Source organism: Sorangium sp. So ce693, assembly GCF_051521375.1.
Classification (GTDB): Bacteria; Myxococcota_A; Polyangia; order Polyangiales; family Polyangiaceae; genus Sorangium; species Sorangium atrum.
The window spans coordinates 3,381,777-3,397,106 of sequence record NZ_CP150347.1 but is presented as its reverse complement, the minus strand read 5'-3'; the positions used below and the strand labels follow the sequence as shown (position 1 = coordinate 3,397,106).

Here is a 15,330-nt window from a genome sequence, read left to right as displayed (position 1 = left end):
ATTCGTTCGCAACCGTGACCGACGCCGCCGGAAGGGGCACGAAACGGTAGTTCTGCGCTCCCGGTAGTTCGCCGCGAACTACCGGGCTACGCGCCCGGAAAGAATATCGAGCCGTATCGCGAGGTTAGGTGTTCTGGGATGCGTCGCTGAGGGGCCGAAAAACGGGGAAAATGAAGGGCTCGATTTGGTAGTTCTGCGCGCCCCCTCAGCGACGCGCGCGGAGGTGACACCGAGGAGGGGCCTAAGGTAGGCACACCGCGCAGAACGCGACCCATGCGCACCGGGCGAACGGGTTCGACCGGTCCGCCTTCGCCTCCGAAGCTCCACGCCCCCGTGCCGGCTACCGTGTCAATGATGCCGTCGGGCGCCACACGACGGACGCTGTGATTGCCCCTATCGGCGATGTAGACGCTGCCGTCGAGCCCCACCGCGATGCTGAACGGACTCGTCGATGTGGCCAGCGTGGCGGGGCCGCCGTCCCCGCTGTACCCGGCCGCGCCGATACCGGCCACGGTCGCGATCGTCCCGTCGGGTGTACCCCGCCGCACGCGATTGCCGCCCTGCTCGGCAATGCGCAGGCGGCCATCAGGCCCGAGCGCGAGCCCGCGCGGCACGTCGAGCTTGGCGGCGACCGCAGGCCCGCCACGAGAACGTCGTCTCGCTGTTCGGCTCGCAGGGGCAGGCGAATCGCTTCTTGAAGCGCCGACCGGCGATCTCGACGACCAGGTCGATGCGCTCGAGCGAGGCGGGCACGCCGCGGCGGCTGAGCGGGATCGTTAGGGCATCAGGCCGAGCGCGAAGAGGGCGTCGGACCAGAGCGGCCAGAGCGTGCGGTACGGGTGCGTGGCCAGCATCACGCCCCCGCTCGGCAGGCGGCGCACATGGAACCGGGCGTGGTCGACCAGGAACTCGAAGTGGTCGAGGGTGATCTCGACCTGCGAGAGCGGCGAGCCGTTGTCTGTCTCCGTGCCCCGCTCGTCGCGCCCCCTGAATGGGAGCGTCCGCTCGTAGATCTCGCGCGCGCGCGGCTCTGCGGCGCGCCACGCGCCGTCGGGCACCTCTGCTGCTGCTTCGAGCGCCTCGAGCAGGGCGGAGGGCGGAGTTTCCAGCGCCTTGAGGACGGCTTCACGGGAGAGCGAGCTCGAATGCGCGCTGCTATGTCTCAACGCGACGCGCGCGCCAGGCGGCGCGGCTCCCACACGCGCGCGGAGCGCTTCCAGCGACAGGCCCGCGGTGCGCGACACCCTGTCCTTGTCGTGGAGGCAGAGCCACGAGAGGGCGAGATCGCGCGCGATGTCGCGGGCGTCCGCGTTGTACGTGGCGCACATGGCGACCGGCGCGAGCCAGGTCCGCGCCGTCGTGCAGCCGCCGGTCGGGACGCGCCCGCTCGCGTCCGGCGCGCAGAGGCGGAGCAGGACGTCGTCGATGTCCTCCACGGCCATGTGCCACGCGAGCACGGCCTCGGCCTGCACGGAGCGCGGGCCCCTCCCCAGGGCGAGGTCCATGTGCATGGGGGCAAAGGCCTCGATCCGGCGGCCGTGCATGTGGATGGGGCCCATCGGCTTGAGACGCTCGCTCTTGTCGGTGAAGCAGCGAAGGATGCAATGGACGAAGTGTTCCTGGCTCAACGCTGCGACGAAGTAGGCTTCGGCGTCGGTGCGCCCGAAGTGGGCGCGGAGCATGGCGACCACCTCGTCCACGGAGGTCGTGTTGCATTCCGTGTCGCGGTCCATGATCGCGCGGATACTGTACTGTGGCTCCTTGATGAGGGCCGACAGCGCCGCGCCGAACGCATCGACCCTCTGTGCCTCGTCACACCAGGCGAAGAAAAACGGCCCTTCTCTCATCGCTCGATCATCCTCATGAGGTAGCCTGCGTCAGGACATGAGGCCGAGCACGAAGAGTGCGTCGACCCAGAGCGGCCAGAGCGTGCGGTACGGGTGCGTGGCCAGCACCACGCCGCCGCTCGGGAGGCGGCGGACGTGGAAGGGGGCGTGCTCTTCGAGGAAGCGGGTGTGCTCGCGCGTCGTGATGTCTACCCAGAAGGCGGGTGGGACCTCCCCCGCGGCTTCGTCGTCAAGTTGGCGGCGTAGCTCCATGAGCTCGCGTGCCTTCGGCTCGGCCGCGCGCCACGCGTCGTCGGGCACCGCCGCGGCCTCGAGCGCTTCGAGCAGCGTGGCCGGCGGCGTCCCGAGCGCCTTGAGGACGGTCTCGCGCGAGAGCGAGCCCGCGAGCTCGCTCGTGCCTTTCATGGGCACGCGCGCGCCGCGCGGCGCTGCGTCGACGCGCGCGTGCAGCGCCTCCAGCGACGTGCCCGCAATGCGCGAGACGCTCTCCTTGTCGTGCAGGCTCACCCACGACAGGGCGAGGTCGCGCGCGAGTTCCGCGCCGTTCGCGTTGTATGTCGCGCACATCTCAACCGGGGCGCTCCAGTCCTCCTCGCCCGTGCAGGCGCCGGTCGGGACGCGCCCGCTCGCGTCCGGCGCGCAGAGGCGCAGCAGGAGGTCCTCGATGTCGCCCTGGACCAGGTGATAGGCGACCACGGCCTCGGCCTCCACGGAGCGGGGGCGCCTGCTCACGGGGATCTCGTAGGGGTAAAAATCCCGCTTGCGTTCGCCCGCATCCACCCTGAGGGGGCCGTAAGGATGGCCACGCTCACTTTCTTCGGGGTAGCACGCGAGGTCGAACCTCATGACGCGCTTGGAACCGTTCGGGCTTACGCTGGAGCCCACGTGAGCGCTCTTCAAACCTCCGAAGTGAGCGCGCACCATGGCGAGCACCTCGTCGATGGAGCACGTCCTGCACGTCAGGCTCGCGCTCATCCCCAAGCTGATCATATACCCTGGGATGACCAGCGCGGACAGCGCCGCCGCGAACGCACAGATCCGTTCTGGCTCGTCGCACCAGGCGACGAATTGAGGTCCTGAATAGCTCATAGCCGGATCACCATGATAGGTTTGTTGAAGCCCTCGAGGGTAACGGTCTCGCCAGCATCCCAATCGAACAGGTAGCCGTCCTTCACGGTAAACTTCGTCGGATCGAACTTCGCCCCCTGCTCGATGATGATCTCGACCCGCGCCACGTCTCCATCGAGCCTCCTCTTCTTCAACGCCTCCATCGCGTTCAAAAGCTGATCGCGCACCTTGAAGAAGGGGATTTTTTCGCCGCCCTTCGCCTCGCTCACGATCAGCTTGTGCCCTCTGGATATCGACAAGAAGTCGGGCGCTGCCCCCTCGCTACCCCCAGGGCTCGATTCCCTCGGAATCTTGAGCACGTCGCGCACGCCGTCGTCGCCGACCCCGATGAGCGATCTTCCGTCGTCCACCAGGAACTTGGCCGCCTTCTTCTCGAAGATGTCCACCTCGAACTTGGTGATGGCCCCGGTAAGCCCCTTGTACCCTCTGACGCGGTTCGTCTTCACGATCTTGGCGAACACCTCCTCGATCTCGGCGATCTCCCCCGCCACCCGGATCGCGGCCGGCCGCAGCCCACTGCTGGTCTTGACCGCGCGCCACATCGGCCCCACCGCCCCGAGCCCGAAGCCCAGCCCCGAGAAGATCCGCTCCTCGTCGCTCAGCTCCTGCCCCGACGGCAAGCACCACGCCTTCCCGGTTACGGCCTCGCACAGGTCGAGCGCCGGCCCGACCACCGGCACGAACCCGACCCCGAGACGCGTCGTCGCGTGCACCAGCGTCTGCATCACCTCCGCGTACGCCTCGAAGCCCTCGCCGACCGTCGAGATCGCCCCCGCGAACGCGCTGATCGTCTGGTAGAGCTGCGTCTGCTCCAGGTCGAACCCGTCCCCTGTCCACAGGTTGAGGTTGTCCTTCATCTGGTCCGCGAGCGCGTCGAACCGCGGCTTGAGCACCGTGTCCACCTGCGCCCGCAGATCCGGCGGGATCGGCGAGTCCTCGAACCAGTCCGACGCATCCATGAACTGCCGCACGAACCCGGTGATCCGGTTCTGCGCGTTCAGGAACGCGTTGGTCTCCGCCAGCGACACGCCCATCCGGTCGCGCAGCGCGATCTCCAGCGCCGCGCTGTTGGCCCGCCACGCCCGCACGTTCGACACGAAGTCCGCCCGGAGGACCACCACCCGGCCGCTGACGTCCGCCTCCAGCGCCGCGAGCACCGCGTCCGCGTACGCCGCGTAGGGATCCCGCCCCTCCTCGAACGCGCCGTCCACCTCGGAGATGTCCGGCACCTCGACCCACGGCACCTCGCTCTCCCCGAGCGCGTACGCTTGCGGATCGTCCGGATCCCACCCTTCGGCGCGCGCGTCTTCCGTCGCCAGGTCCACCACCTCGTCCGCCTGCGCGCCGAACTCGTCTATCAGCCGCGCGAGCTCGTCCTCGAGGTCGCTTACGCTCTGCTTCAGGCCGTCGACAAGCTGCTCCATCGCCGCGCGCGTCTCCGGCGCGACCGCGTCCTCGTACCGGTCCAGGATCGCGTCGAGGTCGGTCCGCGAGATCTCGTCCAGCGGCCGGCCGACAAGGTCCTTGAGCTCGGTGTCGAGCTGCTGGAGCAGGTCCATCTTCTCCGCGAGCAGGCCCACCGCCCGCGCGTTCGCCACGAGCGCCGCGCGCTCCTTGGCGATCTCGGCCAGCAGGATCTCGATGTCGCGCGCCAGCGCCGGGTTGACCTCCGCGAGGCTCAGGTCGAGGGTCGTGGCGCCGGAGAACGCCGTCCCGCTGCGCCGCACATGGAAGAGCGGCTTGTTCAGGCCGAGCGGCTCCGAGACGAGGCTCACAAGCTCGTGCGCGTCGGTGCACCAGTCGTCACCGCCAGCGTTCCGCACACCGAAGTGGAAGTCGTTCGCTCCGAACCGGAGCAGCACCGAGTCGAACTCCGCCTCCGCCTGGTGGCTTTGCGAGCCGTCATCGTGGGTCACCAGCGTGTCCGGAACCTCGTAGGTGGGGAGCGGCGTGTCGTTCACATGGAAGTACGTCCCTCCGTTGTGAGCGAGGAAAGGGGCCTCGCACGACGCGCTGGATTCCGTGCTAACCCAGTCCAGCCTGTACGGCGTGCCGGCCCACGCGAACGAGGGCGCCACTACCGCCAGCACCGTGACCAGCGCGACGAGCCTCTGGAACACTGCGGCGCTCCGGCCGCGCAGCGCAACGTCCTTGGAGCCTCTCATGTCCCCTCCGCGCCGCGCACCGCGGCGTCATACGCGATCGCGGCGCCCTTCACGTCCCCCGCGTCGAGCCTCGCCTGAGCCGCGTCGAGCTCCGCCGCGGCCATGCCCTTCTCCCGCAGCGCCGCGAGACCCGCCGCGATCTTCTGCGGCACCCCCGTCCTGAGCTCGGCCTCCGCGGCGTCGAACCTTCCTCGAAGCTCGGCGCACCCGGCCTCGCGCCAGGACGACCCCGCCGCCTCGCAGAGCGGTCGCAGCTGCGCCAGCGCCAGGAGCTCCCCGCACCGCTCGGCCAAGAGCGGCAGCCCGAGCTTCTCGCTCACCGGCGGCGCCGCCGACAGCGCCGCGACCTGCGCGCGCGCACGCTGCTCGAAGGCGTCCGATGCCTTGCGCGTCCGCGCCCCCGCGACGGCCTCGCGCGCCCCCTCGTCCATCTGCAGCACGCGGAGCGCCTGCCGGCGCAGCGCGATGCCGCCGAGCAGCGCCGCCGCGGTCGCGTCGCTCCGGGCGACGCGACCCTTCACGTAACCCAACATCGCGTTCAGCGAACGCAGCGCGCCCGACGTCATGTCCGGCAGCACCGCGCCGTGCGTCGCGAGCAGCTCCCTGCGCGGCGCCATCGCCTCATCGAAGGAGGCCGCGAAGACCTGGAGCGTCGCCGACCAACTCAGGATCTCCGCGGTGAGCTCGCCGGGCGAGCGGCTCGCCTCGCGCGCCGCCGCGAGCACTGCCTGCTCCGCGCTGTCGAGACCGTCGATGTCCGACCGCGACGCCTGCTTCGAGAGCGTCGCGTACGCCGCCGTCTCCGCCGCCTCGGTCGCGCGGTACGCGGCGAAGCGCGCAGCGACGCCCGCGTATTTCGATCGCAGCGGCGCGACGTCGCTCCGGGCCTGGTCGAAGACCGCCTGCACGGCCGCCATGGCCTGCCTGTCGGCCGCGAGCGCGGCGGCGAGCGGCTCCCGCTCGGCGCTGGCCTTGTCGATCATTGCTTTCTTGAAGTTGCCCGGGGCGTCGACCGGCGCCTCCGCGAGCAGCACCCTCTGGCGGTCCCTCGCCTCGTCGAGCAGCCACGCGAGCTTGCCCGCGAGCGTTGCCCGCAGCGACTCGGCGTTCCTCGCGTCGTCGCGCACGTACGCGATCGCCTCGTCGATGTGGCCGAACCAGACGCCGAGCGAGGTTTCGCTCGCGACGATCTCCTCCGGCGTCTTGTTGTTCGGCCAGGTGGCCCACATCTCGATGGGCAGAGCGCCGTCCTTCTCGGCCTGGGCCCACGCGGCGCCCGGCCCCTGATTCTCGCCCACGCAGTGCTCCTCGCCGCCTACCGCCGCCGCGCAGAAGCTCCCGAACGTGTCGTCCCCGAACTTCCACAAGCACCCGGCCCCTGCCGCGCCGAGCGCCAAGGCGGCCACAGCGACCGCAAGGATCGTCCTCCGTCGCCTCGGTCTGGATCTTTCGCCCATGCTCATTGCCTCCACCCCGCGATTTTTCTCGCTCGCGCACGCTCGCCCGCACGTTTTCCAGAAGCAAGCGTCCCCACCAAAGCGCTAGGACATTGCTCGGCCCTGGATGGCGCCCCGAGCGCCAGGTTGTCCGTCCTCAATGCGGACAGTCGCCGAACCGGAGAGGTGTGCTTGGGGGTGCGTGGCGCCACGGCCTGCGGACCGGCCGCGAGCTCGAGGCGGACGCCGCTGAGCTCGTGCCCCTCGCCGGCGAGCTCCCCGAGCGAGGTCTCGGCGTCGTGCTCCTGGGGCACCGCGCGGCTGTCCACTTCGCCACCAGCAGGCCCGCGGGCGCCCTCGTGGAGCTCCGGGCGTGCCTCCGTCGGCGCCCTGTCACTACAGGGTTCGCCTGAAGTGTCGTGATCCTAATCAGGGAAACGCAGCGTTTCGACCCGGGTGCCGTCCTCCCCCCGGATCTCTTCGCCAGACCAATCCCAGCTCACGCCGCCCTTTCCCGGCGGTCCCAGCTCGTAGGTCACGCCCTCCAGCGTGAGCTGGTCCTCGTCGAGGTAGGCGATGCCGATCGAGTCGCCGCCGCGCCCCGGGCCGCCGTAGCCGCCGTCGCCTCCTCGGCCTCCCTCGCCGCCGCCACACGACCAGGTGCCGTCCCCCACAGCCCCGCCCGGTGCGCCTCGGCCGCCGTCGCCGCCTTCCTCGGGTGGCCCTCCATCGCCGCCCGGCCCCGCAGCCAGCGTCTCGATCACGCTGTCGCGGACCGTCAGCTTGGCGTGAAGGACGGCGATGCCGATGCTCGGCTGGCCGTTCCCGCCCCCTCGGCCGCCTCGACCACCGCAGCCCCCTGCGCCGCCGGAGCCGCCGCCGGCGCCTCCCTTGGAGGCCACGTCGCACACGGCGAGTCCGCCGCGACGCCCGCCTCCCCCGCCGCCGCCCTGGCCCGGCATGCCGTGGCCGCCCTCGGCTCCCTTGTCGCCCTCCCATCCGGTCTCGGTGAGCCGCCCGATGCCCTCGCCAGGTGCGCCGGCGGCGCCCCACATGCCGCTTTTCCCATTGAAGCCGTCGTAGCAACCGACGTCTGCACGGTTGCCGAGTCCTCCTTGCCCATCGTGGCCGGGGTCCGGCGCGGGTACGGGCTCGCCGGCCTCCCCATCTCCAGCGCCGTCGGCACGCCCGTCGCCTCCCTTGCCACCGACGCTCGGGATCCCGCCCTCGCACGGGTTCACCACCGCGGGCCCGCCGGCGACGGTGCCTGCCGAGCACGCATCCCCGCCGTAGATGCCGTGCGGCCCGTCGGGTGCCTGATTGAGCCCGGGCCAGCTCTCGCCGTGGCCGCGCCCATATCCGTAGGATGAGCGGATCTTGCCCCGGGTGACCTCCACCGCGGTGCCCGATCGAACGAGCATCCCGATATGGAGCCCGCCCGCGAGGTCGATGTGGTCGATCGTCGAGACTCCATCCGCCGCCCCAGTGTCGTCGGCGCCCGCCGGCTCGACGGTAAGGACAATGGCGAAAGGCTTCTCACGGACGATGATGGTGGTCGTAACATCCTCATTGAAGCGTTCAAATGTTTGGCTATCGAGGCCCCCGTACAGGTCCACGCCGGACGGTAGGACGACGGCTCCTTCGAACGCGTCGTTGCACGCGAACACCCTTCCTCGACCGACGCGTGCCAGGGCGATGGCGCGATGGAGAGAGCGGACCGGCTTGTCCTTCGTGCCTGGATTCGCATCGTCGCCGCCAAAGAAGGGCCCGGTGACGAACACGCCACAGCCGTCGTCGAACCGATCGGCCGCAAGGTGCTCGAGACAGACGGCTTCCGGCGGTGCTTCGTCCTGGCACGACGATGTGAGCACACACGGCGGCTCATCGGTATCGATGGGGCCTGGCGCGCTCCCGCATCCGAGCGTGGCGACAGGAAGAGCAAGGAACAGGATCATCGTGCCTTTTAACATCATCGGTATTCCTCGACGGCGGCGCCGCGGTGAGCAACTCAACGGGGCAGCTCGTTCGCCGCACCGAAACGATAGAGTTGACCCTGTGGGCCGGCCGCGCCTCTGCCCACCTCGTCGCCTAATGCGGCATTTCCTGCATAGCCGCCTCCTCCGGGGTGTCCAATCTCGAAGGTCGTGCCGGGCAGGATGGTCAGATGGGGGACCACGTACGCGATGCCGATGGCAGCACCGCCGAGCCCGCCGCCGGCATCACCGCCACGGCCGCCGTTACCTCCACGGCCGCCGTCGCACGCTCCCCACATTCCGGTATCAGTCAAACCGTTGCCGCCGTGCCCGCCCCATCGCCCAACGCCGCCTGGTTGGCCGGTTCCGCCGGCCCCACCGTTGCCGCCGTTGCCCGCGACAACCTTCGTGGCGTCGAGTTCCAGCTCCGAGTCCTCCAGCGCAACGATGGCGATGCTCGCGCCGCCATAGCCGCCGCCCCGGCCTCCCTCGCCGCCGCAGCCCCCGCTCCCCCCCGAGCCGCCGGCCGCACCGCTTTGGGGGCGGCCTACAGGGCACGCAACCATATCCCCGCGCGACTTGCTCCCGCCACCGCCGCCTCCCCCTTGGCCGGCGCCGCCCTTCATCCCATCCTTACCCTTGCCGCCGACCCATCCGTGGATGTCGAGGTAGCCTTCACCTACCGCGCCGTCGGCGCGGCCACTGCTGGCACCGGGCGCGCCGTCAGCGCCAGCTGTGCAAATCTCGCTGCCCGCGCCGAGCCCCGCAGCCCCGAAGCCTTGCGGATTTTCCGCGGGCTCGGGCTTTCCTGGCGCGCCATCGCCGCCGCCGTCAAGTCCGCCGTCGCCGCCATATCCGCCCGTCGACTCGATGCCGTCATCGCAGAAGTTCACAACCGGCAGGGCGCCCACAGCGGCGTCCGCCGTGCAGGCAGACGCGCCATGGTTCCCCTCCACGCCATCCGTCGCTCGATAGGTGTGCGCGTCCTTGCCCGCCTCCCCGTCCTTGCCGTCGCCCACGATGACATCGCTCGACACCACCTTCGCCTTGGCCCCTTGGCTCAAGATCATCGCGATCGAGGACTTGCCATCGTCCGCGGACGCATCCGCCGCTACGGCGCGCACGCCGAAGATCACGGACGTCGCGTCGTCCCCTGCGATGACCGCGTCGTTCCCCCCGAGGACCCGCAGCGGGATCCCCACCGGCGGAGCGATGATCGTCGGGTGATCCGGCCCGTCGAACGACCCCTCATACGACCAGTCGCCGCCGTCACACCGGCGTCCGCCCCAGAGGTCGACCCCCGAGGGCAGCGTGATCTTCTCCTCGAACGACCCGCCGCACGCGTACACGCGCCGGGTCGGCCCCTCGCCGTGGCCTCGCCCGTGCGCGGCGAGCCCGATCGCGTGCTGGAGCGTCTGGACCGGCGCTCCCTGGGTACCGAGGCTGCTGTCGTCGCCCAGCGCGCTGACGAACACCCCGCACATGTCGAGCGCGCTCGCCGTCGCTGGATTCCCATCACAAGGAGATGGCTCCGGCGGCGGAATCTCGCACCAGTAGGTGTCCGCGCAGCTGTCGGAATAGCACCCCGTGTTCCCCGCGGCGCTCGCCAAAGCGAACGCGATGGGCGCCAGCGATCGGAGGACATCTCGACTTCGACCCACGGATCCAGAACGCATGACCCTTCCTCCCCCTCACCACGCGCCTTCGAGGAGCACCCCCGCCCGATCGTTCGTCGTCACCGGCACGAGGCGAACGCCAGCGGCTTTGGGCGCACCACCGAAAAAGGCAACCTCCGTAAAGAACGAGGCCGCCGTCGCCACGCCGAACACGGCGCTCGTCGCCAGCGACACCTTGCCGAGGGTCGCGAACAGATCCCGCTCGTTCACCTGGTCACGAATGCCGGCGCACGCCGCTGGTGCGCTGGCTTCCCGGCACGTATGCGACGTCCACCCCTGCGCGCGAAGGGTGATGTCTCTCTCTCGCAGATTGCTGTGGACGACGTGAGCGCGCAGGAGAAAGACCGCGCCGGCCGCCGCCGTTGCCGTCGTCACCACGATGCCGCCTATCCGCGCCGTCCCCGGCCAGGAAGCCCATGGGCTCGTAGGTCGCGTCTGCGCAGCCGCCGGGGAGCTCAGGGCTCGCGGAGTTTCGTTCGCTGACACCGGCGCGCCTTCCTTGGCGCTGCTCACCGACGCGCGCGGCACATGAAGAGAGAGCTCGTGCTCCGCTTTCGCCACGGCGCGCACGGACTGAAACGCATCTTCGCCGCCCGGTGCTCGGGCCCGCACCATGTGCAGCCCCGGCTCGACGAACAGCGTATAGACGCGCGCGATGCGGCCGACGGCTTTGCCATCGACGAACACCTCGGCGTCCGGCGGGTCGACGGAGACACGGAGCTTCGCGACGTGCGGTGTTGCCTTACGCAGCCCTTCCTCGAATCGCTTCTGCAGCGCGGCCGGCAGCGCCTCGCGCTGCTCGAGGCTCCAGGTCAGGTGTTCGGCCGCATCGCGGTATTTGCCCAACGCGAGCTCGCAGAGGCCGAGCTCCCCGGCAATCTCCGCGCGCTCACGCTCCGTGGTGGACTCCGGGTCTGCGGCGTCGAATGCCGCCTTGTAGGCGGCGTGTGCCTCGGTCCATTGCCCCGCCGCGCGCGCCCTCTGGCCACGGCGAACATGGTCCTTCACCGTCGAGTGCTCTCTCGACCTTGGCGTCGATGGGCCGCCCTGGGCGCGCGCTGCGCTCGTAAGGCATGTCGATGCCCCGACCGCAAGGAGAATCGAGAGGAACTGTGGAGCGCAACGCATGTCACGACGGTAGTTGCGTCAACTGCTCGGCGTCAATGGGGGGTGAAATCGCCATGCGCTCGCGTTTGCCATGAGAAATTGCAGCGCGAGCTAGCAATGTTGTCACCTCGCCTAGGCGCCGAGTGCTGTGCGAGTGCACAGGTGGCGCATTGGGGCACATTGTCCCACCAAAATGAGCCGGACCGTTCACTTTTCTGACCCCGGGAGGGCCGCTCAGACGTGCTACCGGCATGGGCAAGCCAGCGGGGGCCTTCAGCAGCTTCGAGCTCTTCCGGCGCCTGGCGAGGCGCTTCGGGGTCCCGGCGCGCGATGCCGAGGACGTCGCGCAAGACTCGCTGCTGCGGGGGCTGGACGCGGAGGGACGGATCGAGGCAAGCGGGGACCCGGCGCCTTACCGCGTCACGATCGCGGCCAACCAGGCGCGCGACTATGTTCGAAGCGCGCGCCGCCGGCGAGAGGTGCTGACGCCGTTTGGCGACCCCGAGCTCCACGACGAGCACCCCACGCCGGAAGAGCTGCTCAGGTGGCGCCAGCGGGAAGCCGTGCTGCGCGAGCTCATCGCCGGTGTCGAGCCGAAGTACCGGGACATCTTGATCAAGCATGACCTGGAGGAGATCCCGCTGACCCAGATCGCCGTGGAGCATGGGCTTCACCCTGACGCCGTGAAGACGCTGCACCGGCGAGCCCGCGAGCAGCTGGAGGAGGCGGCGCAACGTCGGAGGGCGAAGCAACGCTCGCGCGGATGGGACGAGACCGCCTGCGTCGTTCCTTTCGGGCTCTATCCACGCCAGGGGTGGAGCGGCTCCCTGCTCCGCTGGAGCTGGAGGCGCCTGGCGCAGGGGGCGAGCGTCGTGCTCATGAGCGCCATTGTCGCTGCCGTGACCTCCTCGTCCACGCTGCAGGCGTGGGTTCGATCGGCTCTCGATGACGGTTGGCCCGCGCTGACGGGGCAGGGCTCCGCGCCGCTCCCCGCGGAGCGCCGCGCCGGGCAGGCGGGGACGTCCTCCGCATTACCCGCAGAGCAGGCCCTTGCGCTCCCGGCGGAGCGCCGCGCCGGACGGGCCGGCGCCGGGGCTAGCACGACGCCTTCTCCGTCGGTGACGGCTACTCCTCGCGCCTCGTCCTCGACGACGTCCGCGCAGCCGGCGATCAGCGCGCGCGAGAGGAGCCTGATTGGCCAGGCCCGGACGGCCATCGAGGCTCGCAGCCCAGAGGCGGATCTCGAGGCGCACCGGCTGCTCGAGGCACACGCGGAGGAGTTCCCGCGCGGTCGGCTCGCTGCGGAGCGCGAAGAGATGCTCAGGCAGCTTCGCTGACGGGTCGGCTGACCATCAACAGCTAAGCCAGCGGTGCGGTCGGTGCTGTCGTCGGGCAGCACAAGGCCGGGCTCCGCCATACGTCGGACAAGAATGCTCACGGTTCAGGAGGGAACATGGAGGACATGCTGGGTGCGATGTGGCTCGTCTCGCCGCTCGGGCTCGCGATGATCGCGTGCGTCGCGATCGGCTTCGCGGTCACCGCGCGCGAAGCGCTGGGACGCGAGCGCGGGCTTCGCGAGGCGCGCGAGCACGCGCATGATGACGAGGAGGCAGCCCTCACCGATGCGAAGGAGCAGGCAGCGGGCGAGCGAGACCGATATCGGCGCCTTCTGGACTGTCATGTCGACGCGGCGCTCGCAGAGCTGACGGAGGCCCGCACGCGCCCCCTCCCCTGGCCAGGAAGGGTCCTCGAGTCGTTCTGTGCGACGACGCCTTCGTGGAGGAGAAAGCTAGCCGAGAGCACGGGGCTGGAACCGAGGGAGGTGGAGCGGTTGCTGAGGAGCGACCTGCCAATGACGCCCGGCCTTGCCCGGCAGCTGGAGTCCTTCACCGGCACGCCTGCGCGGTACTGGGAGCGCCTGTGGCGGCTGCACGACGACCACCGAACGGACGCGGAGACGACGGTGGTAATGCAGATCGGTGCGCCCAGCACCAAGCGTGAGAGCTCGACGCTTCCCGCGGCGTCGTCGGCGCCGAGCTCGGCGCCACCGACTCCGCCGACGATACCTCCCCGCGCGCTCGACGTTCCTCCGCCCGTGGTACCGTCTCCCGAGCTTGCGGCCAGGAGCCCGCGGGCGAAGCTCCCGCCGCCTCCGCTGCCGCGGCTTCGGTCGCCGCTCCCTGTCCGCACCGCCGCGGGGGCGGAGCTCGCCCAGCGCGCCGCCACGCTGACGAGCTTCCCGCTACAGCGTGATGAAGGGGGGACGAGCTCCGCCAACGCGTCCGACTGGGAGGACGCAGAGCGCTCTCCGCTGAACACGACACTTCCGGGCGTAGGGAGCCATGGATGAGCGCCGCCGCGCTTCGCAGCTACACGCCATCAGGAGCCTGCAGCCTGCTGGCAAGCATGCCGCCACTACCGGAACTGAGCAGCTACGGCACGTCTTCCTTTGGTAGCGGACGGGGACGACCGCGAACCGGTGCCGCATGAGGCGGACGCGCGGCATCACCCGCTTACGGGCGATTGCCCGCGGGGGAGGGTAACGCCATGGATCGTCTGTCGAATGAAGACGAGCGCGCCGCCGCGCACGCGCGCTTGTTTTGCCCGGCGCAGGTTCGTGCCGTGCTGCGCTGGTTGGGGAGGCTGGGGGTCCCACTGTGCCATCGTACCGACGTCGCAGGCCAAATCTGGCTCATTGCCTGGGAGAGCTGGCCCAGGTTCGATCCGAAGCGCGGCAGGCCGGAACGCTGGTTAAATGCGATCACCGTACACGTTGCTTCACACTATCACGAGCGTATGGAGCGCCGCAGGGAAGAGCTCGTCGATTTGATCGATGTGGCCGATCCAGCGCCGGATGCCGCTGCTACGATGGAGTCTGACAGCATCAGGACGGGCACCATCGAGGCGGTGAACGCGCTCCATCCGAAGCTGCGCTTTGTTCTAGTGGCACATGATCTCAACGGAGTCTCGATGGCCCAGATCGCCGAAGACGCAGGGCTACCTCTCTCGGTGATCTACAAGCGACGCGCCAAGGCGATCGGTGCGCTGCGCGACATCATCGGACTTCGGGAAAACACGGAGGAGTTCGCCCGGAAAGTGGGGGCGCAATGACCATCAAAGGCCTGGTTGTTCACTTCCGGCGCGACTTGGACGATTACGAGGCCGAGCGAACAATCGACGCTCTCATGATGATCAAAAAGGTTATCAAGGTGTCACCTGTCGCAGCCGTTTACGAGGACGACCTGAACCGGCAGCGGGTCAAGCGAGAGCTGCGCGACAAGATGCGCGCGCTGCTGGACGACGAATAGACGTCGAGCTCGGCCCTGGCGAACCGGCGTCCGAGGGCGGCAGCGCCGATGGCGTCACGTAGCCCGCCGACCCGTGCCTCGGCCTCCGCTTCCCCGGCACGGCGGGGCGCACCAACCTTGCCTTGTGCTCGAGGTGGCATGGGCGTGCTCAGGGGGCGCGGCGGGGAGATCTGGCGGCTCCGCTCGGCAGGCCGGCCTCAGCGTCCTGGCAGAGTTCGGGCAGTTCCGCTGGCTAGCGGAGCAACCGATGCCCGAAAAGGCGCATTCTAAGGCGCCATGCGCACGTTGTACAGAAATCGGTTACATGCGCAGGCTACAACGGCGGATCGCACCATGTCGCCACCTGCCCCTCGTGGGCCCAGCTCCCTCGGGAGCTTCGCAGCGAGTGCGACGCATGACCGGCCTGTCGCGCTCGAGATCCATGTAGACGCCGCACTCGGTGAATCACGAAAGCGCCGCTGTAGATTCATCACAACGCCAGGAAGGTGGATATCTGAGGCTCCAGATTAGATGAGTCCAGCGAAGCAGACTCCCAGTCCATGGTGTCCAATCCGCGACGTCCACCGCCGCCAGGGCAAGACGAGCTCCTGTACATGTAGTACCGGCGCCGAGTTTCGCGAGGGTGTCGACCCCGAGGAGCTCGCAGGGGGCGCCGAGCTCCGCGAGCTCGACCCGGGAACGACGATGGTC

At 69.5% G+C, this 15,330-nt stretch carries 11 protein-coding genes; 4 read left to right on the top strand and 7 right to left on the bottom strand.

From position 1 onward, the window contains the following. Positions 1-776 precede the first annotated feature (776 nt). The 7 genes from WMF14_RS13060 to WMF14_RS13030 all read right to left on the bottom strand — a co-directional run bounded on the left by WMF14_RS13060 (position 777) and on the right by WMF14_RS13030 (position 11,233). Positions 777-1,847: a hypothetical protein gene (locus WMF14_RS13060; protein WP_437801305.1), complete on the bottom strand. Its 1,071-nt coding sequence runs from the start codon at positions 1,845-1,847 to the stop codon at positions 777-779. Positions 1,848-1,877: 30 nt separating this feature from the next. Further along, a complete protein-coding gene (locus WMF14_RS13055; RefSeq protein WP_437801304.1) occupies positions 1,878-2,579 on the bottom strand; it encodes a hypothetical protein in 702 nt (233 codons plus the stop codon). Between the two features lie 353 nt (positions 2,580-2,932). Then, the gene (locus tag WMF14_RS13050) at positions 2,933-5,140 is read right to left on the bottom strand and encodes a hypothetical protein (protein WP_437801303.1); all 2,208 of its coding nucleotides are present in this window, start codon (positions 5,138-5,140) and stop codon (positions 2,933-2,935) included. Continuing rightward, positions 5,137-6,546, bottom strand: coding sequence for a hypothetical protein (locus WMF14_RS13045; RefSeq protein ID WP_437801302.1), 1,410 nt, complete (start codon positions 6,544-6,546; stop codon positions 5,137-5,139). The genes WMF14_RS13050 and WMF14_RS13045 overlap by 4 nt, the downstream gene beginning before the upstream one ends. 455 nt (positions 6,547-7,001) lie before the next feature. Beyond that, the gene (locus WMF14_RS13040) at positions 7,002-8,549 is read right to left on the bottom strand and encodes a hypothetical protein (protein WP_437801301.1); all 1,548 of its coding nucleotides are present in this window, start codon (positions 8,547-8,549) and stop codon (positions 7,002-7,004) included. Between the two features lie 35 nt (positions 8,550-8,584). Continuing rightward, positions 8,585-10,033, bottom strand: coding sequence for a hypothetical protein (locus WMF14_RS13035; protein ID WP_437801300.1), 1,449 nt, complete (start codon positions 10,031-10,033; stop codon positions 8,585-8,587). Between the two features lie 207 nt (positions 10,034-10,240). After that, positions 10,241-11,233: a PEGA domain-containing protein gene (locus tag WMF14_RS13030; RefSeq protein WP_437801299.1), complete on the bottom strand. Its 993-nt coding sequence runs from the start codon at positions 11,231-11,233 to the stop codon at positions 10,241-10,243. 350 nt (positions 11,234-11,583) lie between these two features. Between WMF14_RS13030 and WMF14_RS13025 the strand changes: the two genes are divergently transcribed. The 4 genes from WMF14_RS13025 to WMF14_RS13010 all read left to right on the top strand — a co-directional run bounded on the left by WMF14_RS13025 (position 11,584) and on the right by WMF14_RS13010 (position 14,640). After that, on the top strand, positions 11,584-12,669 hold the full coding sequence (locus tag WMF14_RS13025; RefSeq protein WP_437801298.1) for an RNA polymerase sigma factor: 1,086 nt from the start codon (positions 11,584-11,586) through the stop codon (positions 12,667-12,669). A gap of 116 nt (positions 12,670-12,785) precedes the next feature. After that, on the top strand, positions 12,786-13,682 hold the full coding sequence (locus tag WMF14_RS13020; protein ID WP_437801297.1) for a helix-turn-helix transcriptional regulator: 897 nt from the start codon (positions 12,786-12,788) through the stop codon (positions 13,680-13,682). A gap of 197 nt (positions 13,683-13,879) precedes the next feature. After that, positions 13,880-14,443 (top strand): sigma-70 family RNA polymerase sigma factor, encoded by a 564-nt coding sequence (locus WMF14_RS13015; RefSeq protein WP_437801296.1) that lies wholly within the window; start codon positions 13,880-13,882, stop codon positions 14,441-14,443. Then, entirely contained in the window at positions 14,440-14,640 is a 201-nt protein-coding gene (locus tag WMF14_RS13010; protein ID WP_437801295.1) for a hypothetical protein, read from the top strand. The genes WMF14_RS13015 and WMF14_RS13010 overlap by 4 nt, the downstream gene beginning before the upstream one ends. Positions 14,641-15,330 lie beyond the last annotated feature (690 nt).

Bases quoted from the DNA above. Each gene is read 5' to 3' on its own strand.
- WMF14_RS13060 (WP_437801305.1), bottom strand. From the start codon at position 1,847: ATGAGAGAAGGGCCGTTTTTCTTCGCCTGGTGTGACGAGGCACAGAGG.
- WMF14_RS13050 (WP_437801303.1), bottom strand. From the start codon at position 5,140: ATGAGAGGCTCCAAGGACGTTGCGCTGCGCGGCCGGAGCGCCGCAGTG.
- WMF14_RS13040 (WP_437801301.1), bottom strand. From the start codon at position 8,549: ATGATGTTAAAAGGCACGATGATCCTGTTCCTTGCTCTTCCTGTCGCC.
- WMF14_RS13035 (WP_437801300.1), bottom strand. From the start codon at position 10,033: ATGTGCGGGGTGTTCGTCAGCGCGCTGGGCGACGACAGCAGCCTCGGT.
- WMF14_RS13025 (WP_437801298.1), top strand. From the start codon at position 11,584: ATGGGCAAGCCAGCGGGGGCCTTCAGCAGCTTCGAGCTCTTCCGGCGC.
- WMF14_RS13020 (WP_437801297.1), top strand. From the start codon at position 12,786: ATGGAGGACATGCTGGGTGCGATGTGGCTCGTCTCGCCGCTCGGGCTC.
- WMF14_RS13015 (WP_437801296.1), top strand. From the start codon at position 13,880: ATGGATCGTCTGTCGAATGAAGACGAGCGCGCCGCCGCGCACGCGCGC.
- WMF14_RS13010 (WP_437801295.1), top strand. From the start codon at position 14,440: ATGACCATCAAAGGCCTGGTTGTTCACTTCCGGCGCGACTTGGACGAT.